Genomic DNA, 22032 nt, shown 5'->3' on the forward strand with positions numbered 1-22032 from the left:
TAGAGGCTCAACTCCACGGACCGCAGCCTGACGCGCGGAGCCGAGATTGGTGCCGCAGTTCGGCGCTCCCTTACGGATCCAGCTCCGTATCCCAGTAGAGATAATCCAGCCAGCTGTCGTGCAGATAATTTGGCGGGAACAGCCGGCCGTTACGGTGGAGCTGGTGCACGGTCGGCGCGAAGGCGTGCTGGCGCGGAAACATCTTGGCCTGTACCGGCGTCAGATTGCCCTTGCGCAGATTGCAGGGCGAGCACGCCGCGACCACATTCTCCCAGGTGGTCTGGCCGCCTTTGCTGCGCGGGATGATGTGGTCGAAGGTGAGGTCTTCGGGCGAGCCGCAATATTGGCAGGCGAAACGATCGCGCAGGAAGACGTTGAATCGGGTGAAGGCAGGGTGCGTGGTCGGCTTGACGAAGGATTTGAGCGAGACGACGCTCGGCAGCTGCATTTGCAGCGTGGGACTATGGACCGCCTGATCGTAATGCGCGACGATGTTGACGCGGTCGAGGAATACCGCCTTGATCGCGTCCTGCCACGACCACAAAGACAGTGGGTAGTAACTCAGCGGCCGGAAGTCCGCATTCAGCACCAACACCGGCCAATGGCCTTGCGAGACATGTGCGTTCAAGTAACGCTCCTGGCCTCCAATGTACGCTGCGAAGCAGCACGTAACTGACATACTACATGCAGCGTGACGGGATTGTGAAGCCCGTCGAGCGACTTATTCCGGCGCAAGCAATGCGGCCGAGAGGTGGCAAAGCGCGCAAAACGCCGTGATTTCCAGGTCCGAGGCGGTGGGGACAGCTTCGTCCTGACAGCGCGACGTGGATGTGCTGAGACAGCTACTCCCGTACCCGCTCCAGCTTCTGCAAGCACCGAGTGGCGCGCACCGCGGCCGGCATCTCCTCGTCCGGAAAGCTGGTCTTCCAGTCGGTGACGCCGACCTCGCCGACATAGATGTCGCCCCTGGAATCCAGCGCGATGCCGTGCGGCGCCAGGAATTTTCCGCTCGCAACGCCCGGGCCCGCCTCGCCGCCGAGCCGCGCGATGCGGTTGCCTTTCGCGTCCACGATCGAGAGCCGCGGGCCGAGATTGGGCACCTTGCGGTTGACGGCGAGGCCGGGCCCGAGTTCCCCGATGACGAAGGTCGGGCTCTTGCCGCCGCCGCAGCAGCACAGCGCACAGGGGCGGTGCAGATTGTTCCACTGCGTCTCGTATTGGCCGTTGCCGTCGAACACCTGAACGCGATGGTTCTCGCGGTCGGCGACATAGACAAAGCCGTCGGCATCGGTGGCGATGTTGTGCACGATGTTGAACTGGCCGGGATCGGTGCCGGGCTCGCCCCAGCTTGTCATCAGCTTGCCATCGGGTGTGAATTTGTGCACGCGCGCATTGCCATAGCCGTCGGAGACGTAGATCTCGCCCTTCGGCGACAGCGCGGTGTGGGTACAGCGGTGGAAGGGATCGCCGCTCATGAACGGCGACGGCTTTTCGGGGACGCCGATCGTCAGCAGCACCTTGCCGTCGGTGGTGCACTTGCGCACGGTGTGGTCGCCGTCATCGGTGCAATAGAGATTGTCGTTGGCATCGATGTGCAGGCCGTGGGCGCGCGAGAACAGACCTTCGCCCCAACTGCGCAAGAAATTGCCCTCGCGGTCCAGCACGACCATCGGATGGGCCCCGCGGTTGAAGACGTAGACGCGGTCCTTGCTGTCGACCGCGACCGAAGCGACGTCGGTGAGCTGCCATCCGTCCGGCAGCTTTGCGAAGTTTTCAACGACGCGGTAGCGGTGCTCGCCGGTGCCGAGAATGGCTGGCATGGGTGTTCTCCTCTTATTCGTGTCGGCGGTGCGCGATCGTCTCCACATTGTCATTGCGAGCGCAGCGAAGCAATCCAGGCTGTCTCCCCGGAAAGACGCTGGATTGCTTCGCTGCGCTCGCAATGACGAGGAGGCTCAAATTGCGCCCGCCTCACGCCCCCAAAATCCTTTCCTCGATCGCCTTGATCTGGAGCGCGAGATATTTCGAGTTGATCCGGCATTGCGCGAGGCTGCCGGCGATGAACCAGAGGCCGGGCTGCCTGGTGCGCACGTACATATTGCGCAGCTCGAGGCCGTCGCCAAAGCCCCAGATCGGGCCGACCCGGTCGGCGACGCCCTCGCCGAACAGTCTCCGCACCAGATATTCCTGCGTCTTGTAACCGGTCGAAAGCACGATCAATTCGGCCGCAACGGTCGTGCCGTCCTTCATCCGCGCGCCCTCGGGGACGAAGCCCTCGATGTCGGAAAACTGCCTGAGCTTGATCGCACCCTCGACGACGAGGTTGGAGCAGCCGACGTTGAAATAATAGCCGCCGCCGCGGGTGAGGTATTTGAACTGCCAGCCGGTCCCGGCCTCGCCGAAATCGAGCTTGAAGCCGACTTTGCGCAATCCCTCGAGCAGCTCCTTGTCGAGTTCTTTCGACTGCTCCGTCAGCATCACATGGGTCTTCTTCGCGAGCGGCGTCGGCATCGAGGTCGCGATCAGATCGTTGTCCTCGAGCGTACCCTCGTTGTAGGTGGCGTAGGCAAGTTGTGCCGACGGCTCGATATTGGTGACCAGCGTCGGCGAGCGCTGCACCAGCGTCACTTCGGCGCCACTGGAGTGAAGATCCTGCGCGATATCGTGGCCGCTATTGCCGGTGCCGATGACGATGGCGCGTTTGCCTGTCCAGTTTTCGCCGTCCTCGTAGCGGCTCGAATGCAGCAGCGTGCCCTTGAAGTTGTCGAGGGTCGGAATGACAGGCACATTTGCGATGCCGCTGACGCCGGTTGCCATCACCACATGGCGCGGGTGCATGGTCCGTTTGCGACCGTCCGCGCCTCGCAACGTGACGGCCCAGTGGCCCTTCGCATCGTCGTAGGCGCCGCCCTCGAATTCGGTGCCGGTCCAGAAGTTCAGCTCCATCGCGTCGACGTAAGCTTCGAACCAGTTGGCGAGCTTGTCCTTGGGGATATAGGTCGGCCAGCTCGGTGGAAACGGCATGTAGGGCAAATGATTGACCTGCACCTGGTTGTGCAGGGTCAGCGCGTGGTAGCGCTTGCGCCAATTGTCCCCGATCCGTGCCTCGCGATCGACGATCAGGGTGTCGATCTTCAACTGCTTCAGCCGCGCCGCAATTGCGAGCCCGGCCTGGCCGCCGCCGACCACCAGCACGGCAGGATCGCGATCAGCGTAGTCGCGCGAGGCGTTGCGCAGGTCGAGCCAGTTCGGTCCGCGGAAGTCGCGCGAATAGGCCTGGCCGCGCGGCCGCGAGGTGCCGAGCTGCTCCTCGAAGCCCTTGAGTTCGTCGAGCGCGGTGAGGAGCGTCCACGCTTTCAGGCGGTCGCCGTCGGCGGCGTCGGGTACGAGCCGGACGATGCCGCTGCCGCGCCCCAGTGCGGTTTCGAAATTGAAGATCGCTTCGATCGTGTTGGTCCCGGCACGCGTGATCCAGCGCGGCGGAGCCCGGTTATGCGCGATCTTGAAATGGCTCGGCGCGGCCTTTGCCGCGAGCGTTGTCAGCCCCCGCTTGATCAAGTCGCCGCCGGCAAGCGTTTGCAGAGCCCAGCTCAGCGCCAGCACATCGCGCCAGTAACTGTCGGCAAGGAAAAGACGATCCAGCCCAGCGCCATCAGCTGCGCCAAGCGTGCGCTCGAATTCGTCGAGCCAGGCTTGCGCGGATGCGGCAATATCCTTGGTTCTGTCCAGCATGCGCGACCTCGTGCCGTCTTCGCGGCGTTTCCTCTGAGGTCGAACGCTATACTGGAAAGAGGGTCATCGAAAGCGCTTTACCCGGTCAGTGAAAGCATGTGGCCCTGCTCAGGCGGAATGCGCCCGTGAGCGTTATGTGATGCCCGCGCCACGCTCGCCGAACGGGAGTGTGTGACGAAAAAGGCTCCACCTGAGTGGAGCCTCCTCGTGCTTTGGTTTGGCTTGTGGAGCCTTATCTGCCCCGCATCCCGGCGCCGTACAACTCGCGCTCGCGGCCGACATCGTCAGGAGACAGTGGCGGGCTTGCGGCATCGAAGCCGTTCCAGCCGGACTTTTGCCAGGCGGTGCTGCGTTCCTGCAGGTTCACGGCCTTCTCGTGCAGAAGGGCATCGAGACGCGTGCGGTCCTGGTCGGGTACCCGCGCCGATACCAGCGTTCCGCCGCGCCGGACGCCCTCCGCGTAGCGCGACGCATCGTCCTTGGAGACGCCGGCTTCGGTCAGCGCGCCGACGATGCCGCCTGTCGCGGCGCCGGCCGCGGCACCAACGGCCGTCGAAGCCAGCCATCCGGCAGCAACCACCGGGCCGAGTCCGGGAATAGCCAACAAGCCGAGTCCTGCAAGCAGGCCCGCCGCGCTTCCGATTCCAGCGCCGATGCCGGCGCCTGTGCCGGCGCCTTCGGCGCGGTCATCGACGCCGTCGCGGTCGCGGTCGACCTTGCCGGTGGAGGAGGAGCCGTACCAATTATCGGAATTGTTCGCGACGATGCTGATGTCGGAGTGCGGCACGCCCGCGGCCTCCAGACGCCTGACCGCACGTTCCGCATCCGAATAGGTGTCATAAAGGCGAGAAATGGTGGTGGTCATGTTTTATCCTCCTTACTTGGCCGGGTTCACGTTGCCCTGAAAATCGACGCTCACGTCCGCCTTGGTCCCAGCCTTGTCGGCCTTACCGCGCCAGACGCCGTTATCGTCCTTTTTCAGTCCGGAAACATTGGAATAGCCCGCGCCCTCGATCTTCGACTTCGCCTGTCCCTCGGTGAAGCTGTTGCGGCCCGCGACGGGTGCGTTGGAGTTGTTGTGATCAGAGCTGTTGACGGCGTTGTTGCCCGGGCCGCTTTGTGCCTTTTGCGACTGTGCGCTTACGGGCATTGATCCGAGCAGCAGGACAGCCGCAGCGAGCGAAATTAAACGTGACATAGTTTATCCTCCGGCAGTGATTGTGCCGGTCGACAACAGACGAGATTCGAATTGGTTGCGGCAGCTCGGAAATCGAAGCGCGTGGATTCAACGTTCTCGAATTCTCAAGAATCCAGGAACGATTGCCGCTCTTTCCCGTTTATGCGGTCTGCACTTTGCGCGAGAAGTTCGTATTCGATAAGCTCGGCTGGCATCGATCATGGGCTGAAAGTGAGCTCCCGGCTCACGTCGCCCAATAGGGCTCCCGCAGCTTGCGCTTGAAGATCTTTCCCGTTGCCTCGCGCGGCAGCGCGTCGCGGAATTCGACGTTCTTCGGCACCTTGAAATTGGCAAGCCGCTCGCGCAGGAACGATCGGACGGCGTCGGCCGAGAGCTCGGCATCCGCCTCAGGCTCGACAAAGGCGCACAGCCGTTCGCCGAATTCCGCGTCGGGGATGCCGAACACGGCACAGTCGCGCACGCCGGGCATTCCGATCAGCGCGTTCTCGATCTCTGCGGGATAGATGTTGACGCCCCCGGAGATCACCATGTCGCGCTTGCGGTCGCACAGGAACAGATAGCCGTCCTCGTCGAGGTAGCCGACGTCGCCGACGCTGACCAGGCCGTCGCGGCCGGCCTCGGCCCTTGCCTGCGACCTGCCGTGATAGTCGAAATCGGGCACCGCCGTCTGGCGCATGTAGATTTCGCCGACTTCATTGGCACTGCACGGGCTGCCGTCATCGCGGAAGATCCTGACGATGCCGCCTTCGATGGCGCGGCCGACCGTGCCAGGCTTCTTCAGTGCTTCCTCGGCCGAGTGCCACACCGGGATCCCGGTCTCCGTGGAGCCGAAATATTCGTGGATGACGGGCCCCCACCAGTCGATCATGGCGCGCTTGACGTCCGGCGGGCAGGGCGCGGCGCCGTGCACGACGAAACGCAGCGACGACAGGTCGTAGCGTTGTCTGACCGCTTCGGGCAACCGCAGCAGCCGGACGAACATGGTCGGTACCATGTGAATGTGCGTGACGCGATGGCGCTCGATCAGCGCCAGCAGCTCCTCGGCATCGAACCGCGCCTGGAGAATGATGGTGCAACTGCTTCGAAATGCCAACATGCCGTAGGAATGCGGCGCCGAGTGATACATCGGCCCGTTGATCAGCACGATTTGGTTGTCCCGCGGCTTGATGCCATAGGCGATCCCGCCCACGCGTTCCGAGGCAGCCGCCTGTTCGGGCTGCATCGGCATGCGCCGCACGCCCTTCGGCATGCCCGTGGTGCCCGATGTATAGATCATCGCTGCGGCCCGCCGCGGCGGCTCCTGCGCTTGCGGATGGTCGTCGCGCCAGCGGTCCCAATCGGTCAGTCCCACCGGGATCTCGGTCAGTTCTGGAGGGATCGAGAAGGTCGCTGCGAATTCGGGCGGCGTCGCGACGACCAGGAGAAGGACATCCGCCGGTACGCCGTCGCGGATCTGCGGCAGCAAATCAGCATGGCAGACGAGGACCTTCGCCCCACTGTCAGCCAGGATGTAACGGACCTCCTCGGCCTTCAAATGCCAGTTGATCGGCACCACCGGACTGCCCAGCGCGGCCGAGGCCGCAACCACCTCGAACAGGGCGAAATCGTTGCGCAGCATCATCGCGACCGGCGCGGCCTCGGCAAGCCCCAGCGCGCGGAAGCCGCTCATCGCCCGCCTGATCCGGGCCCGGATGTCGTCATAGCTGATCTGGCGTTCGCCGCTGATGATCATGGCGTCTCCTCATCCCGCTCGTCTAGCGATCATCCAGCACGTCGCCGAAGCCGACCCAGCTCTTGCCATTGAAGCGCCGGAGCTGAAGCTGCTGGAACGGCAGATAGTCGTCGGGACCGGTCGTAACAGCCATTCCCGGCAGCAGCAGCGGCAACTTCACATCCTTCAACGAGGCCGCCTGGCGCATGATGTTGTCGCGGCTGACATCATCCTTGCACGCTTTCAGCACCGTCATCAGCAGCGTGGCATAGTGATAGCCCGCGGCGTAGTTGGAGTTGGAGAGGTCCGCGGTCGGCATGTAGCGCTTCATGAAGGCGAAGTATTCCTTCACGCCGGGATCGTCGGCCCATTGCGGGTCCATCGTGTCCTTCTGGTTGCTCGACGAGATCAGGCCGACCGCGTTGTCGAGGCCCGCCGGCTCCAGAAACGAGATCGAGGACGCCGAGGTCGGCACGAAGAACAGCTCCGGCTTCCAGCCGATCTCGGCCACGCCCTTGACCATCTGCGAGGTGAATTTTCCGAGCACGACGCCGAACAGCACGTTGGCGCCTGACGCTTTCAGCGTCGAGAGCTGCGAACTGATCGTCGGCGCGCTGGTCTCATAGCTTGCTTCCGCCACGATCATGCTTGCGGCCTTGGTCCCGAGCGCGCGCTTGAACCCCGCGACATAGTCGCGGCCGAAATCGTCGTTCTGCGACAGGATCGCGATCCTGGCATCCGGCTTGGTCTGCAAAATATATTTGGCATAGACCACGCCCTCGGACTCGTAGGCCGCCATGCCCGGCATCGTCCACGGGTTCTTCTGTGGATCGGCCCATTTGGTGGCGCCGGAGAGCACGAATAGCTGCGGCACTTTCTTGGCGTTGAGATAGCGCTGCACGGCGCTGTTGGTGGCGGTGCCGAGCGAGCCGAACATCATCAGCACCTCCTCTTGCTCCACCAGCTTGCGGGTCTGCTCGACGGTCTTCGGCGGCGAATAGGCGTCGTCCAGCGTGATGAACTTGATCTTGCGGCCGTTGATGCCGCCTTCGGCATTGACCTTTTCGAAGAACGCTTCCTGCGTTCGTCCGATTGTGCCGAAACCGGAGGCCGGACCGCTGTAGGGCAGGGTCTGCCCGATGCGAATCTCGTCGCTGCCTTGGGCATGGGCGCTGCCGCCAGCGAGCGTCAGCAACGACATGCCGATCAGTGCGGCTGCCAGCTTCATGGTGTCCTCCCGTTTTGTTGTCGGTCCGAGCCTTTAGGCGCTGGCGCGCATCAGGAAATCCTGCCGGGCCTGGTCGAATTCCCGTTTCATCCGATCGACGAGCTCGGCGACCGGCGGCGCGTCGGCGATCTGGCCGATGCCCTGGCCCGAGCCCCAGATGTCGCGCCACGCCTTGGACTTCATGTTGCCGCCGGAGCCGAAGTTCATCTTCGTCTTGTCGGCCGCCGGCAGGTTGTCCGGATCGAGCCCGGCGGCGGCGATCGATGGGCCGAGATAGTTGCCATGCACGCCGGTGAAGAGGTTGGTGTAGACGATGTCGTGCGCGGCGTGCTGTGTCAGGGCGGACTTGTAGGCTTCGTCAGCGTTGGCTTCCTTCGTCGCGATGAAGCGCGTGCCCATATAGGCGAGGTCGGCGCCGAGCGTCAGTGCGGAGGCGATTGCGAAGCCGTCGCTGATTGCGCCCGACAGCAGGATCGCGCCGTCGAACCATTGCTTGACCTCACGTACCAGCGCGAAAGGCGAGAGCGTTCCTGCATGTCCTCCAGCGCCGGCGCAGACCAGGATCAGGCCGTCGACGCCTTGCTCGGCCGCCTTGCGCGCGTGCTTGACGTTGATGACGTCGTGGAACACGAGGCCGCCGTAGGAATGCGCGGCCTCGACGATTTCGGCGGGCGGGCGCAGCGAGGTGATGATGATGGGCGCCCTGTGCTTCACACAGGTCTCCATGTCCTTCATCAGCCGGTCGTTGGAGGCGTGGCAGATCTGGTTGACGGCGTAGGGCGCGACCTTCTTGCCGGGATTGCGCGATTTGTATTCGCCGAGTTCGTCCTCGATGCGGCTCAGCCACTCGTCGAGCTTTTCGACCGGACGGGCATTGAGCGCCGGAAACGAGCCGACCACGCCGGCCTTGCACTGGGCGATCACCAGCTCGGGGCCGGAGACGAGGAAGAGCGGCGAGCCGACCACGGGCAGCTCGAGCGAATCCTTCAAGAGAGCGGGCAGCGCCATGATGTCCTCCCGAAAACGCAGCCCGCCGGCAGGCGGATGACGAGGCGTTTCCCTGTTGATCGTCGCGGGCGAGTTGCCGCCCATGTTTCATTTGACGCCATTATAGGGTTGGAGTGCGGCCTCCGATCGTTCAATATTGAACGGATGACTATTCAGATTTGGACAGAGGCCGCGCATGGACTGGGACCTTTGCAAGACCTTCGTCGCCGTGGCCGATACCGGCAGCTTCACCGGCGCGGCACGCCGGCTGCACAGCAGCCATCCCACTGTCAGCCGCAAGATCGCGGCGCTGGAAGCCCAGCTCGGTACCAGGCTGGTGGCGCGCGCCGCCGACGGCCTGGCGCTGACCGCGGATGGACGGACACTGCGCGAGCACGCCGAGGCGATGGCGGCGGCCGCGCTGCGGGCGGAGACGGCCGTCTCGGCCGGAGGGCACAAGGCGCGCGGGACCGTCAAGCTGTCGATCGGCGCGACGCTGGCCTCGCATTGGCTGATGCCGCGCCTGCCTGCTTTCCTGCGCGCGCATGATCACGTCCAGCTCGAGATCATCACCCATCCGTTTCCGGCGAGCGTGCGCCGGCGCGAGGCGGATGTGGTGCTGCGGCCCTTCGACAGCGGCGAGGAAAATCTGGTCGGCCGCAAGATCGGCCGTCTCGGCACGGGATTCTACGCCTCGCGGGAGTACGTGGGCGGGCGGTCCTTGCCGGAACGGCGCGGCGAGTGGAAGGGGCACAGCATCATCGGTTTCGCCGACCAGACCTCCAACGTCCAGCTTGCGCGCTGGAGCGACGTCGTCACGCGTCAGGCCAGGGTGGTGATGCGCTGCTCGTCCCAGGGCGACATGCTGGCAGCGGTCCGCGCCGGACTCGGAATCTCCGCGCTGTCGTGCTTTGTCGCCGAAAGCTATCCCGATCTCGTGCGTGTCGCGCCGCAGAAGCTCGCCAGCGTGGCGGACCTGTGGCTGCTCGCCCATCCCGACCTCGTCGAACTGCCGGCGGTGCGGGCCGTCATCGACTTCGTCGCCGATTGCGCCCGGACCGATCGCGTCAGGTTGCGGGGCTAAGCTGATCCGGCGATGACGCCTTCGCGCTTTTTCACCGCGCGATAATAGCTCCACCACAGATGTGCCGCCGCGCCGCGCAGGGGGCGCCAGGGTTCGGCGAGCGGCGCCATCTGCTTCTCCGTCGGCCGCGCCTGCAAGCCGAGGCCAATCTTGATCCCCTCCTGCACAGCGAGGTCGCCGGCCGGCCAGGCGTCGCCATGGCCGAGGCAGAACAGCAGATAGACGTCCGCCGTCCACGGTCCGATGCCTGGCAGTGCGATCAGCGTGTGATGCGCGGCATCGGCGTCTTCTTCGGCGAGCACGTCGAGGTTCAGCCGCTCTGCGGTGATCTCGCGCGCGAGATGTTTCAGCGTCTTGATCTTTGCGGCGGACAGGCCGAGCCGCCCCAGCCGGTCGGTGCGCGCGCGTCGCACCGCGTCATGGTCGAACGGATCGAAGGCAGCCGACAGCCGTCCCCAGATCGCCGCGGCGCTGGCGGTCGAGAGCTGTTGCCCGCAGACGATATGCGCAAGCCCCGCAAAGCCCGGCTCGCGCCGCCGCAATGCCGGCATGCCGGCCGTCGCTAGTACGGGCTTCAGGCGCGGATCACGCTTGACCAGCACGTGGACGGCCTCTTCGAGATCGGATTGGGTTTCGAGGTGGATGGTCATGGCTTGCTCAACTTGTCATGCGCGGGCTTGACCGCGTACCGAATATCTTACTCGGTCATTCCGGGGCGAGCCCGGAATCTCGAGATTCCGGGTTCGGTCCTGCGAACCGCCCCGGAATGACAACCGTGACGGTGAAGCCTGGCCATGATGAGTTCCGAAGCATGTCGCCACCCGTTTTCCGATTTGCCCCGAGTCCGAACGGCTACCTGCACCTTGGCCACGCCTATTCAGCGCTGTTGAATTCCGACCGGGCGCGCGAGACCGCCGGGCGGTTGCTGCTCCGCATTGAGGATATCGACGCGACGCGTTGCCGGCCGGAGTATGAGGCAGCGATTGACGAAGACCTAGCTTGGCTCGGCATTGCCTGGGAGACGCCGGTGCGGCGGCAGTCGGAGCATCTCGACGCGTATCGGGCGGCGCTGGACAGGCTCTCGGCGCTCGGCCTGGTCTATCCAGCCTTCGAAAGCCGCGCCGAGATTGCAAGGCTGGTTACGGCGCGTGAAGCGGATGGGCCGTGGCCGCGCGATCCCGACGGCGCGCCGCTCTATCCCGGCGACGCCAGATCGCTGTCCGCCGACGAGCGCGACCGCCTCATCGACACCGGCGCGCCTTATGCGCTTCGGCTCGACATGGCGGCGGCCTGCCGCCGCGCCGCCGGCCTGAGCTGGACCGAACTGGGCGAGGGGCCCGATGGTGAGCGTGGTGTCGTCCCGGCGCGGCCAGAAGCCTGGGGCGACGTCATTCTGGCCCGCAAGGAGACGCCGACCAGTTATCATCTGTCCGTCGTTGTCGACGATGCGCTCCAGGACATCAGCGAGATCGTACGGGGCCAGGACCTGTTCCACGCCACCTCGGTCCATCGTTTGCTCCAGGATCTGCTCCGCCTGCCCGAACCCGACTACCGCCACCATGGGCTACTTCGCGACGAGGCCGGGCGGAAGCTGTCGAAATCAACCAACTCGACCGGCCTGCGTGAATTGCGCGCTGCCGGCGCCACGCCGGCCGGTATCCGCCAGCTGGTGGGATTAGGTTAAGTTTCTCTGGGGGTTAGCCAAACGCTACCGTGACTCCGGGTGTTCCGCCGTGCCATGCTCGCCTCACGGCCCGGGTTCGAAGGGGATACTTCGAAGGGGAGTTATGGCGGCGAAAACGCGCGCAGCGCGCACTACGGGGACGTCCAAGCGAGTGGCTCGGAAGCGCTCCGGGCCGACCGCCCGGTTGGGCAAGCGCAGCACCAAGCGGGTCGAGCCGGACGTCGTCCAGGCCGCGCTTGCCGCCTTTGCCCATGAGGTCCGCACTCCCCTGACCGGCATTCTCGCGATCAGCGACCTGCTCGCGACGTCGGATCTCGGCGAACGGGAAAGACGCTGGGCCGACACGATCAAGGCCGGGGCCGAGCATCTGGCGAACCTCGCCACCCTGTTCGTCGATGCCGCCAGAACCGGCAAGGGCGTCGGGAAGGGGGGCGGGGGTGGAAGCACGCTGCGGCAGGATTTGTTCGACCTGCGGACTCTTGCCCGCAACGCCGGCGATTCGCTGGCCGGTCGCGCCGCGGCCAAGGGTCTCCAGGCCAAGGTCGATATCTCGGAGAAGCTGCCGGGGCTGGTGGTCGGTGATCCCGTCCGCCTGCGCGCCGCGCTCGAGAACCTGATCGACAATGCCGTGAAATTCACCGAGCACGGTGGCGTGGCGCTCACGGTCGCGCCTTGGCGTTCCGTCAAGAGCAAGGACAAGACCAAGAGCAAAGGCAAAGCAAAGGGTAAAGGCAGCATCGGCGTCGCCTTCGCCGTGTCCGACAGCGGCATCGGCCTCACCATGGCCGAGATCAAGCGGCTGTTCCGGCCGTTTACCCAGGCCAATGTCACCATCGCCTCGCGCTTCGGCGGCGCCGGCCTGGGCCTCTCGTCGGTGAAGCAGCTGGCGCGCGCGATGGGCGGCGACATTACGGTCGCCCCCCGGCCCGGCGGCGGCGCCACCTTCACGTTGACGGTGTCTGTGGATGCCACGGGATCGGGCAAGTCCAGCAGGGCGAAGCGCGAAGCCGGGATGGATGCAGTCCCGGCGCTGCGCTTGCTCAGCGTCGAGGACAATCCGTTCGGCCGCGTCGTGCTCAACACCATCCTGACCGAGCTCGGCCATCATGCCGAGTTCATCGGGCGCGGCGAGGACGCGGTGAACCGGCTCGCGCAGGGCGCCTTCGACGCGGTGCTGATGGATATGGTGCTGCCGGGCATCAATGGCGTCGAGGCGATCAGGCGGATCCGCACCATGGCGACGCCGTTGGCTCAGATCCCCATCATCGGGGTGTCAGGTCGCGGCGAAGACGAAGTCGCCTCACGCGAGGCCGGCGCCGACGCCTTTCTGGTCAAGCCTGTGTCTCCGCGGGCGCTAGCGACTGCGCTGCTTGCAGCGACACGCCGTGAGGAAGCCGCGACTTGATGATCGCGGCGTTGAGCTCGCCGCCGAAAACGAAGATCGCGGCGATGAAGTAGAGGAACACCAGCGCGATGATCACCGAGGCGAGCCCGGCATACATCGTCACGTAATTGTTGGCGAAGCGCGCGAGGTACTGGCCGAAGACGATGCCCGAGATCAGCGACGCCACGATGGTGAAGACGATGCCGGGCAGGATCTGGAGGAACCGGCGCCGTCCCGCCGGCAGCCAGGTATGCAGGATGATCAGCGCCACCACCAACGCGGCGACGGTGATGCCGTAGCGCAGCCAGGTGAGAATCCTCTCGTTGGATTCAACGAACAGCGGAATGTGCGCACGCGCGGCCTCGATGAGCAGCGGCCCGAGCACGATCAGGAATGCCATGGCGAGCGCGGTGAAGGCCGCAATCAGCGTGTATGCGATCGATTCCAGCCGTAGCCAGTACCAGGGCCGCATCTCCACGACCGCATAGGCGCGGTTGAGCGCGACCCGCAGCGCCTCGACGCCGTTGGAGGCGAAGTAGACCGACAGCACCGCACCGATGGTGAATAGGCCGGTGCGGGTCGTGGTCAGCACGTCGTGGACTTCCCCCGAGATCGAATCCGCGACCTGCTTGGGCCAGACCTGGAGCATCAGGCTGGCCGCCTGATCGGCGAGTTCCTTGGAGCCGAAGAAGCCGGCGAGCGAGGTCAGCACGATCAGGAACGGGAACAGCGCCATCAGCGTCGACAGCGCGATGTGGCTCGCGATCGCCCAGCCATCGTCGGCCAGGAACGTGTAGAACGCGTCCATCACGACGACGTAGATGGTGCGGATTGCCTTCACGCGGCACCTGCACAGCTGTTGCCACGCCCTCTTCCCGCACGCGGGAAGCGCATTCCGGCCTCTTCCCGCAAGCGGGGAGAGGCGAAGAGGATGGGCAGTTCGCGCAAATCCAAATTCATCCAGCTAGCTTCTGATATTATTGGCTTAAAAGCCAGATCGGGAACGCCATGGCGGACCGGCGCGCAGGGTGTTATCTACCCTCGGATGGCATCCCTCCTGAGTACTTTCATCCTGCCGATCGCGGCCGGCGCCGTGGCGTTGGTGCTGCTGCTCGGTCTCATCAACATGATGCGCGGCGGCTCGCCCAACACCTCGCAGAAGCTGATGCGCTGGCGCGTGCTGCTTCAGTTCGTGGCGATCGTCATCGCGATGGTCGCCGTGTGGGCGATGGGGCGTTAACATGGTCGTGCTCAACCGCATCTATACGAAAACCGGGGACGACGGCACGACAGCGCTCGGCTCGGGCGAGCGCCGGCCGAAATACGATCTGCGCATCGAGGCCTATGGCACGGTCGACGAGACCAATGCCGCGATCGGCGTGGTCCGCCTTCACACCAGGGATGCACCCGAGCTCGACGCGATGCTTGGCCGCATCCAGAACGATCTGTTCGACCTCGGCGCGGACCTCGCGGTGCCCGAACGTGAGGGCAAGGCGGAGCGGCTGCGGGTGGTGGCGAGCCAGGTCGAGCGGCTCGAGCGCGACATCGACGCGCTCAACGACAAGCTGGCGCCATTGACCTCGTTCGTGCTGCCGGGCGGCTCGCCCGCCGCCGCCTACCTCCATGTCGCCCGTACGATTTGCCGCAGGGCGGAACGCGTGATGGTGGAACTGGCGGCCCGGCCGGAAGAGCCTGTCGGTGCCGCTGGCATTCAGTATATGAATCGCCTGTCGGACTTCCTGTTCGTGGCCAGCCGCACCAGTAACGATGACGGCGCCGGCGACGTGCTCTGGGTTCCGGGCCAGAATCGCTGACCCATTGGGCCGCGCATTTCTGAGCGCCAAAATTACACCCCTTCGCGCGTTGACCGGGCCGGATCAGGCCTTTAGGTTCCGCGCCAGTTGATAAACCCCCTCCCAGATTGAGTGAAAGAGGATCGATGAAGGTCTTGGTGCCGGTAAAGCGGGTGGTCGATTACAACGTCAAGGTCCGCGTCAAGAGCGATGGATCGGGTGTTGAACTCGCCAACGTCAAAATGTCGATGAACCCGTTCGACGAAATTGCTGTCGAAGAAGCGCTGCGCCTGAAGGAAGCCGGCAAGGCGACCGAAGTCGTGGTGGTCTCCATCGGACCGGCGCAGGCGTCGGAAACGATCCGCACCGGTCTCGCCATGGGTGCCGATCGCGGCATCCTGGTGAAGGCCGAGGGTGCGGTCGAGCCGCTCGCCGTCGCCAAGATCCTGAAGAAGATTGCGGACGAAGAGCAGCCGGGCCTGATCATTCTCGGCAAGCAGGCGATCGACGACGACAGCAATCAGACCGGCCAGATGCTGGCCGCGCTGCTCGGCTGGTCGCAGGCGACCTTCGCCTCGAAGCTCGAGGTCGAAGGCAGCGACTTCAAGGTCACCCGCGAAGTCGACGGCGGCTTGCAGACCGTGAAGCTGAAGGGACCGGCGATCGTCACCACCGATCTCCGTCTCAACGAGCCGCGCTATGCCTCGCTGCCGAACATCATGAAGGCCAAAAAGAAGCCGATTGCGGACAAGACCGTGGCCGATTACGGCGTCGACCCCACCCCCCGCCTCGAGGTCCTCAACACGACCGAGCCGGCGGGCCGCAAGGCGGGCGTCAAGGTCAAGGACGTCGCCGAACTGGTGTCGAAACTCAAGAACGAAGCCGGGGTGCTCTGATGACGACGCTTCTGATTGCCGAACACGACAATGCGTCGCTCAAGGATGCGACCAACAAGGCCCTGACCGCAGCGGCCGCGCTCGGCGCGGACGTCGAGGTTCTGGTGGCCGGCGAGAACGCCAAGGCCGCGGCGGACGCCGCGGCAAAGCTCGCCGGTGTGAAGAAGGTGCTGCTCGCCGACGGCGCGCTTTACGCGCACGATCTGGCCGAGCCACTGGCCGCGCTGATCGTCTCGCTGGCGCCGTCCTATGACGCCATCGTCGCGCCCGCGACCTCGCGCTTCAAGAACGTGATGCCGCGCGTCGCGGCCCTGCTCGACGTCATGCAGGTCTCGGAGATCACCAAGGTGATCGCCCCCGACACCTATGAGCGCCCGATCTACGCCGGCAACGCCATCCAGACGGTGAAGTCGAAGGACGCCAAGAAGGTCATCACGGTGCGCACCTCCACCTTCGCCGCAGCGGGTGAAGGCGGCAGCGCGTCGGTCGAGAGCGTCGCGGCGGCGGCCGATCCGGGCCTGTCGTCCTTTGTCGGCGAGGAAGTCGCAAAGAGCGACCGTCCCGAACTGACCTCGGCCAAGATCATCGTCTCCGGTGGCCGCGCCATGCAGAGCCGCGAGAATTTCGCAAAGTACATCGAGCCGCTCGCCGACAAGCTCGGCGCCGGTGTCGGCGCTTCGCGTGCCGCGGTGGATGCGGGCTATGCGCCGAACGACTGGCAGGTCGGCCAGACCGGCAAGGTCGTGGCCCCCGAGCTCTATGTCGCCGTCGGCATTTCCGGCGCGATCCAGCATCTGGCCGGCATGAAGGACTCCAAGGTGATCGTCGCGATCAACAAGGACGAGGACGCGCCGATCTTCCAGGTCGCCGATTACGGCCTGGTCGCCGACCTCTACCAGGCGGTTCCGGAGCTGACGGCCGAACTCGGCAAGCTCGGCAAGTAAACGCGCTAAAACACCGGCCGGAGCCATAAACTCCGGCCGGTGTTGCTTTTTGAGGCGTTTTCTTTGGCGCGGGACACGCCTTCGAAGCGATCCAATCTAGGTTTCGAGGCCGGGTTCTGATTAAATCGGATCTCCCGGCTCGGGGGATAGGCAGGCGCGGTTGATAGCGCGCCGTTCCGGTGGATGACATTATGGCGGCAGTAATCAAGAAGGTCGGCGTGATCGGCGCGGGGCAGATGGGCAATGGCATCGCGCATGTCGCTGCGTTGGCCGGCTTCGACGTGGTGCTCAACGACATTTCGACCGACCGCCTCAAGTCAGGCATGGCCACGATCAACGGCAATTTGACGCGCCAGGTCTCCAAAAAGGCCGTCAGCGAGGACGACAAAGCCAAGGCGATGGCGCGTATCGTGGCCGGCGAGAAGCTGGACGATCTCGCGGACTGCGATCTCGTGATCGAGACCGCGGTCGAGAAAGAAGAGGTCAAGCGCAAGATTTTCCACGAGCTCTGCGCCGTGTTGAAGCCGGAGGCGATCGTTGCCTCCGATACTTCCTCGATCTCGATCACGCGGCTCGCCGCCGCCACGGATCGGCCCGAACGCTTCATCGGCATTCACTTCATGAATCCGGTGCCGCTGATGGAGCTGGTGGAGCTGATCCGCGGCATCGCCACCGACGACCAGACCTTCGAGGCGTCAAAGGAATTCGTCGGCAAGCTCGGCAAACAGGTCGCGGTCTCCGAGGATTTCCCGGCCTTCATCGTCAACCGCATCCTGCTGCCGATGATCAACGAGGCGATTTACACGCTGTACGAAGGCGTGGGCAACGTCGAGGCGATCGACGCGGCGATGAAGCTCGGGGCGCACCATCCGATGGGCCCGCTGGAGCTCGCCGATTTCATCGGTCTCGATACCTGCTTGTCGATCATGCAGGTGCTGCATGAAGGTCTCGCCGACTCCAAGTACCGCCCGTGCCCGCTGCTGGTGAAATACGTCGAAGCAGGCTGGCTCGGTCGCAAGACCCAGCGCGGTTTTTACGACTACCGTGGCGCCAAGCCGGTTCCGACGAGATAAGCTGTCTCGTGCCACGGACGCTGCACAGCGCGTTAGCGATGCGCAGCAGAGCCGGGCCCAGAAGCCTCGTGCAGGCTGAAGCATGGGTCCCGGCTCTGCGGTGCGTCACTTCGTGCCGCGCCGCGTCCGGAGCAAGCCTACCTTTCATGTCCGGTTAACCGCTCGCCTCTAGGTTACGCGCGGTACGAGGGTTTGCGTAATGGACATGATGGCGATGGTCAGCAGCATGCTGGCCTCTCAGCAAGGCGCGCTGCAGTCGAATATCTCGGCGACGCTGATGAAGCAGAACGCGGATGCGGAGAAATCCACCGTCCTGACGCTGCTCGGCGCCGGACAGCCCTCGCTCGCCAATGTCGGCGCCGGCGTCGGCGGCAACATCAACGTCACCGCCTAAAACATCATCGGCTAGAACGACGCGGCGGCTTTACCTGTCGCAGCCCGGATCAGCTTGAGCGCATCCTCGCTCGCCCATTCCGCCGGCCCTGCGATCGTCGCGATCTCGCAGCCTTGCGGATCGACCAGCACCGAGGTGGGCATGCCCAAAGCCCGGCCTATCGCCTTAAGATCCTGAAAAACCTTGGCTTTCTGATCATTGAAATAGCCGAGCCTGATAAGATTGGCCTCTTTCAGGAACGTCTTGGGCTTTTCGGGGTCGCGGGTGTCGATATTGATCGCCACGACCTCGAAATTCGGGCCCGAAAGCTTGCCCTGGAGCTCGTCGAGCGCCGGCATTTCCTTGCGGCAGGGCACGCACCAGGTGGCCCAGAGGTTCACCAGCAGCGTCTTGCCGCGGAAATCCGACAGCTTCTTCGGCTTGCCGTCGGCGTCCTCGAAGGCCAGGTCCGGCAGCTTTAGCGGTGCGGTCGCCATGGTTAGCGCCGCCACCTCGCCATGGGCGAGCGGGGCGATCTTCTGTGCGGTGTTTACCGCGGCCCGGCAGGCGGGATCGCCGGATGGGGGCCGGCCCAGGCCCAGCCCGTATAGCGCGGCAAAGCCAGCCAGGCCCCCGACCACGACGGTAGCGATGACGACGGGGATACGGCGCGTGGTCGACCGCGCTTGCGTTTGGTCGAGCCTGTCGTTGGGGTCGAGCATATTGTTTGTCATCCGGTCGCAGATATGGCTATCAGAGGCCTCTTAATACGGCTGGCAGCCGTCAGCAAACGTGCGGCGGCGACAGGCAAGGCGTGAGCAGGGGATCATGAGCAACAAGATGTGGGGCGGCCGGTTCTCGGAACGTCCCGACGAGATCATGGAAGAGATCAACGTCTCCATCGACGTCGATCGTCACCTCTTTGCCCAGGACATTGCCGCGTCCAAGGCCCACGCCGCGATGCTGGCCGCACAGGGCATCATCACGGCCTCTGATGCGAAAAATATCGGCAAGGGTCTAGACACGATTTTGTCAGAGATCGGCAAGGGCGGCTTCGAATTCAAGCGCGCGCTCGAGGACATTCACATGAATGTCGAGAGCCGCCTGTCCGAGCTGATCGGCCCCGCCGCCGGCCGCCTGCACACCGCGCGCTCGCGCAACGACCAGGTCGCGACCGATTTCCGTCTCTATGTCCGCGACGTCCTCGATGAGACCGACGCCGCGCTCGCCGCGTTCCAGCAGGCGCTGGTCGAGCGCGCGCTGGAGCATGCCGGAACGGTCATGCCGGGCTTCACGCATCTGCAGACCGCGCAGCCGGTGACCTTCGGCCACCATCTGCTCGCCTATGTCGAGATGGCCGCGCGCGATCGCGGCCGGTTCCAGGACGCGCGCAAGCGGCTGAACGAATCCCCGCTCGGAGCTGCGGCGCTCGCCGGTACCTCGTTCCCGATCGACCGTCACGCCACGGCGAAGGCGCTCGGTTTTGATCGTCCGATGGCGAACTCGCTCGATGCGGTCTCCGATCGCGACTTCGTGCTGGAGACCCTGTCGGCGGCCTCGATCTGCGCCGTGCACATGTCGCGCTTCGCCGAGGAGATCGTGATCTGGACCTCGCCGCTGGTCGGCATGATCCGCCTCAGCGACAAGTTCACCACGGGATCCTCGATCATGCCGCAGAAGCGCAATCCTGACGCCGCCGAGCTGGTGCGCGCCAAGACCGGCCGCGTGATCGGCGCGCTCAATGGGTTGCTGATCGTGATGAAGGGCCTGCCGCTCGCCTATCAAAAGGACATGCAGGAAGACAAGCAGGGCGCGATGGAAGGCTTCGCCGCGCTGTCACTCGCGATCCGCGCCATGACCGGCATGGTCCGGGATCTCGTGCCCGATGAAGCGAAGATGAAAGCGGCCGCGGGCGAGGGCTATGCCACCGCGACCGATCTTGCCGACTGGCTGGTGCGGACGCTGAAGATGCCGTTCCGCGACGCCCATCACGTCACCGGCCGCATCGTCGCGACAGCCGCCGAAGGCGGCGTGGCGCTGCACGAGCTCCCGCTCAAGGAGATGCAGGTGATCGAGCCGAAGATCACGAAAGACGTGCTCGGCGTGCTCTCGGTCGAATCGTCGGTGGAGAGCCGGACCAGCTTCGGCGGCACCGCGCCGAAGAACGTGGCGGCGCAGGCCAAGGCCTGGCTGAAGCGATTGGAAAAAGAGCGAAAATTGGGCTGAGGGCAAAATTTCGCTTATGTTTCATGGTCATCCGGGTCTCGCCAGAGCGCGCCAATCTCTGTATGGTGCGCCGCGCGTAGTGGGGATTTCGTCGTGACGTCAAAGTTTCGCCCGGCCGGCTCGGGGTGGGCCATCATTGTCTTGAGCCTGACGGCGCTCGCGCTTGCCGGCTGTGGCCGCAAGGGCCCGCTGGATCTGCCGCCGACCGCCTCCAGCGCGTCCACGGCCAACATCGCGCCACCGACCGATACCGAGACCGAAGCCCAGAAGACGCCGAGCGTGTTCAATCCCACCTATGGCGCGGACGCCGCACCGGCGGCGACCAAGGGCAGGAAGAAACCGTTTATCCTCGACCCGCTCCTGGACGAAAGACCCAGCCGATAGGCTGGGGCAACTGAGCCAACGCCATGAACCATTTTGACTATCGCAACGGCGTGCTGCACGCCGAGGCGGTGAACCTGTCCGAGCTGGCCGCAACAGTCGGCACGCCGTTCTATTGCTATTCGACAGCGACGCTCGAGCGACACTATCGCGTTTTCACCGACGCTTTCGCCGGCGAGAAGGTGCTGGTCTGCTACGCCATGAAGGCGAACTCCAACCAGTCGGTGCTGCGGACGCTCGCCAAGCTCGGGGCCGGCGCGGACGTGGTCTCCGGCGGCGAATTGAAGCGCGCGCTAGCCGCCGGCATTCCCGCAAACAAGATCCTGTTCTCCGGCGTCGGCAAGACGGAAGCCGAGCTGCGTGCCGCGCTGGCCGCCGACATCCTCTGTCTCAATGTCGAATCCGAGCCCGAGCTCGAGCTGCTGTCGCGCCTTGCGACCGAGATGGGGAAGACCGCGCGGATCTCGATTCGTGTCAATCCTGACGTCGATGCCGGCACGCATGCGAAGATTTCGACCGGCAAGTCAGAGAACAAGTTCGGCATCCCGATCGCGTATGCCCGCAAGGTCTATGCGCGCGCCGCAAAGCTTCCGGGCATCGAGGTCACAGGCACCGACGTGCATATCGGCAGCCAGATCACCGACCTCTCCAAGATGGAGATCGCGTTCCGCATCCTGTCCGAATTCGTGCAGACGCTGCGTGCCGACGGCCACAACATTTCGCATGTCGATTTCGGCGGCGGCCTCGGCATTCCCTATTACATGGACCGCGAGGCGCCGCCGGCGCCCGACGCTTATGCCGCCATGGTCAAGCGCGTCAGCCACAATCTCGGCTGCACGCTGATGTTCGAACCGGGCCGCATGATCGTCGGCAATGCCGGCATCCTGGTCGCCAAGGTGATCTACGTGAAGCACGGCGACGGCAAGAATTTCGTCATCATCGACGCCGCCATGAACGATCTGATCCGTCCGACGCTGTACGAGGCCCATCACGACATCCTGCCGGTGACGCAGCCTGCGAAGGGGGCCGCGACCATCATGGCCGACGTCGTCGGCCCGGTCTGCGAGACCGGCGACTACCTCGCACTCGACCGCACGCTGCCGACACCAAGGCCCGGCGACCTCATCGCCATCATGACCGCCGGCGCGTATGGCGCGGTGCAGGCCGGCACCTACAATACGAGACCGCTGGTGCCCGAGGTGCTGGTGAAGGGCGACCAGTACGCCGTCGTGCGTCCGCGCATCGAGGTCGAGCAACTGATCGCGATGGATACGCCGGCGCCCTGGCTGTGAGGCTGTGATCGTCCACGATGAGCGCAGCTACCGCTGCGCCCATCGC

Annotated in this window: 23 protein-coding genes; 12 read left to right on the forward strand and 11 right to left on the reverse strand. The window is 64.7% G+C overall.

The features are described 5' to 3' along the window. Positions 1-70: 70 nt before the first annotated feature. From AC0L2J_RS04185 to AC0L2J_RS04220, 8 genes are all read right to left on the reverse strand, one after another. Complete coding sequence (locus AC0L2J_RS04185; protein WP_007597381.1) at positions 71-628, reverse strand: HNH endonuclease; 558 nt, start codon at positions 626-628, stop codon at positions 71-73. Positions 629-842: 214 nt separating this feature from the next. Beyond that, on the reverse strand, positions 843-1820 hold the full coding sequence (locus tag AC0L2J_RS04190; protein ID WP_473387378.1) for a peptidyl-alpha-hydroxyglycine alpha-amidating lyase family protein: 978 nt from the start codon (positions 1818-1820) through the stop codon (positions 843-845). 151 nt (positions 1821-1971) lie between these two features. Next, a complete protein-coding gene (locus AC0L2J_RS04195) occupies positions 1972-3732 on the reverse strand; it encodes a flavin-containing monooxygenase (RefSeq protein ID WP_473387380.1) in 1761 nt (586 codons plus the stop codon). A 232-nt stretch (positions 3733-3964) separates the two neighbouring features. Then, positions 3965-4597, reverse strand: a complete 633-nt coding sequence (locus AC0L2J_RS04200; protein WP_473387382.1) for a hypothetical protein — start codon at positions 4595-4597, stop codon at positions 3965-3967. 12 nt (positions 4598-4609) lie between these two features. After that, positions 4610-4930 carry a PepSY domain-containing protein gene (locus tag AC0L2J_RS04205; RefSeq protein WP_007615326.1) on the reverse strand — a complete coding sequence of 107 codons (321 nt, stop codon included), beginning with the start codon at positions 4928-4930 and terminating at the stop codon, positions 4610-4612. A 223-nt stretch (positions 4931-5153) separates the two neighbouring features. Then, positions 5154-6662 (reverse strand): acyl-CoA synthetase, encoded by a 1509-nt coding sequence (locus AC0L2J_RS04210; protein ID WP_473387384.1) that lies wholly within the window; start codon positions 6660-6662, stop codon positions 5154-5156. A gap of 22 nt (positions 6663-6684) precedes the next feature. Next, the gene (locus AC0L2J_RS04215) at positions 6685-7869 is read right to left on the reverse strand and encodes an ABC transporter substrate-binding protein (RefSeq protein ID WP_473387386.1); all 1185 of its coding nucleotides are present in this window, start codon (positions 7867-7869) and stop codon (positions 6685-6687) included. 33 nt (positions 7870-7902) lie between these two features. Then, positions 7903-8877 carry an NAD(P)H-dependent flavin oxidoreductase gene (locus AC0L2J_RS04220; protein ID WP_007615323.1) on the reverse strand — a complete coding sequence of 325 codons (975 nt, stop codon included), beginning with the start codon at positions 8875-8877 and terminating at the stop codon, positions 7903-7905. A 175-nt stretch (positions 8878-9052) separates the two neighbouring features. Between AC0L2J_RS04220 and AC0L2J_RS04225 the strand changes: the two genes are divergently transcribed. After that, positions 9053-9940, forward strand: coding sequence for a LysR family transcriptional regulator (locus AC0L2J_RS04225; RefSeq protein ID WP_473387389.1), 888 nt, complete (start codon positions 9053-9055; stop codon positions 9938-9940). On the opposite strand, the gene AC0L2J_RS04230 is transcribed toward AC0L2J_RS04225, so the two are convergent. Continuing rightward, positions 9937-10590, reverse strand: a complete 654-nt coding sequence (locus AC0L2J_RS04230) for a DNA-3-methyladenine glycosylase family protein (RefSeq protein WP_473387391.1) — start codon at positions 10588-10590, stop codon at positions 9937-9939. The two genes, AC0L2J_RS04225 and AC0L2J_RS04230, sit on opposite strands and share 4 nt — an antisense overlap. 161 nt (positions 10591-10751) lie before the next feature. On the opposite strand from AC0L2J_RS04230, the gene gluQRS reads away from it, so the two are divergent. Both gluQRS and AC0L2J_RS04240 read left to right on the forward strand, forming a co-directional pair. Then, on the forward strand, positions 10752-11624 hold the full coding sequence (gene gluQRS / locus AC0L2J_RS04235; protein WP_473387392.1) for a tRNA glutamyl-Q(34) synthetase GluQRS: 873 nt from the start codon (positions 10752-10754) through the stop codon (positions 11622-11624). Between the two features lie 103 nt (positions 11625-11727). Then, complete coding sequence (locus AC0L2J_RS04240; protein WP_007615319.1) at positions 11728-13029, forward strand: ATP-binding protein; 1302 nt, start codon at positions 11728-11730, stop codon at positions 13027-13029. On the opposite strand, the gene AC0L2J_RS04245 is transcribed toward AC0L2J_RS04240, so the two are convergent. After that, positions 12956-13849, reverse strand: a complete 894-nt coding sequence (locus tag AC0L2J_RS04245; protein ID WP_007615318.1) for a YihY/virulence factor BrkB family protein — start codon at positions 13847-13849, stop codon at positions 12956-12958. The two genes, AC0L2J_RS04240 and AC0L2J_RS04245, sit on opposite strands and share 74 nt — an antisense overlap. A 204-nt stretch (positions 13850-14053) precedes the next feature. On the opposite strand from AC0L2J_RS04245, the gene AC0L2J_RS04250 reads away from it, so the two are divergent. From AC0L2J_RS04250 to AC0L2J_RS04275, 6 genes are all read left to right on the forward strand, one after another. Next, the gene (locus tag AC0L2J_RS04250; RefSeq protein WP_035974492.1) at positions 14054-14248 is read left to right on the forward strand and encodes a twin transmembrane helix small protein; all 195 of its coding nucleotides are present in this window, start codon (positions 14054-14056) and stop codon (positions 14246-14248) included. 1 nt (position 14249) lies between these two features. Beyond that, positions 14250-14822, forward strand: a complete 573-nt coding sequence (locus AC0L2J_RS04255) for a cob(I)yrinic acid a,c-diamide adenosyltransferase (RefSeq protein ID WP_473387395.1) — start codon at positions 14250-14252, stop codon at positions 14820-14822. A gap of 125 nt (positions 14823-14947) precedes the next feature. Then, positions 14948-15697 carry an electron transfer flavoprotein subunit beta/FixA family protein gene (locus AC0L2J_RS04260; protein WP_473263825.1) on the forward strand — a complete coding sequence of 250 codons (750 nt, stop codon included), beginning with the start codon at positions 14948-14950 and terminating at the stop codon, positions 15695-15697. Continuing rightward, positions 15697-16641: an electron transfer flavoprotein subunit alpha/FixB family protein gene (locus AC0L2J_RS04265; RefSeq protein WP_085350745.1), complete on the forward strand. Its 945-nt coding sequence runs from the start codon at positions 15697-15699 to the stop codon at positions 16639-16641. Before AC0L2J_RS04260 ends, AC0L2J_RS04265 begins: the two co-directional genes overlap by 1 nt. 191 nt (positions 16642-16832) lie before the next feature. Beyond that, positions 16833-17714, forward strand: coding sequence for a 3-hydroxybutyryl-CoA dehydrogenase (locus AC0L2J_RS04270; RefSeq protein ID WP_473387397.1), 882 nt, complete (start codon positions 16833-16835; stop codon positions 17712-17714). Positions 17715-17913: 199 nt separating this feature from the next. Further along, entirely contained in the window at positions 17914-18108 is a 195-nt protein-coding gene (locus AC0L2J_RS04275) for a putative motility protein (RefSeq protein WP_007597338.1), read from the forward strand. An 11-nt stretch (positions 18109-18119) separates the two neighbouring features. On the opposite strand, the gene tlpA is transcribed toward AC0L2J_RS04275, so the two are convergent. After that, positions 18120-18821, reverse strand: coding sequence for a thiol:disulfide interchange protein TlpA (tlpA, locus tag AC0L2J_RS04280; protein WP_473387398.1), 702 nt, complete (start codon positions 18819-18821; stop codon positions 18120-18122). 94 nt (positions 18822-18915) lie between these two features. On the opposite strand from tlpA, the gene argH reads away from it, so the two are divergent. From argH to lysA, 3 genes are all read left to right on the forward strand, one after another. Next, the gene (gene argH / locus AC0L2J_RS04285; protein ID WP_473387400.1) at positions 18916-20313 is read left to right on the forward strand and encodes an argininosuccinate lyase; all 1398 of its coding nucleotides are present in this window, start codon (positions 18916-18918) and stop codon (positions 20311-20313) included. A gap of 93 nt (positions 20314-20406) precedes the next feature. Beyond that, positions 20407-20697, forward strand: coding sequence for an LPS translocon maturation chaperone LptM (gene lptM / locus AC0L2J_RS04290; RefSeq protein WP_063994101.1), 291 nt, complete (start codon positions 20407-20409; stop codon positions 20695-20697). A 23-nt stretch (positions 20698-20720) separates the two neighbouring features. Continuing rightward, positions 20721-21986, forward strand: a complete 1266-nt coding sequence (gene lysA / locus AC0L2J_RS04295) for a diaminopimelate decarboxylase (protein ID WP_473387402.1) — start codon at positions 20721-20723, stop codon at positions 21984-21986. Positions 21987-22032 lie beyond the last annotated feature (46 nt).

The organism is Bradyrhizobium sp. MV1.5 (genome assembly GCF_055807615.1).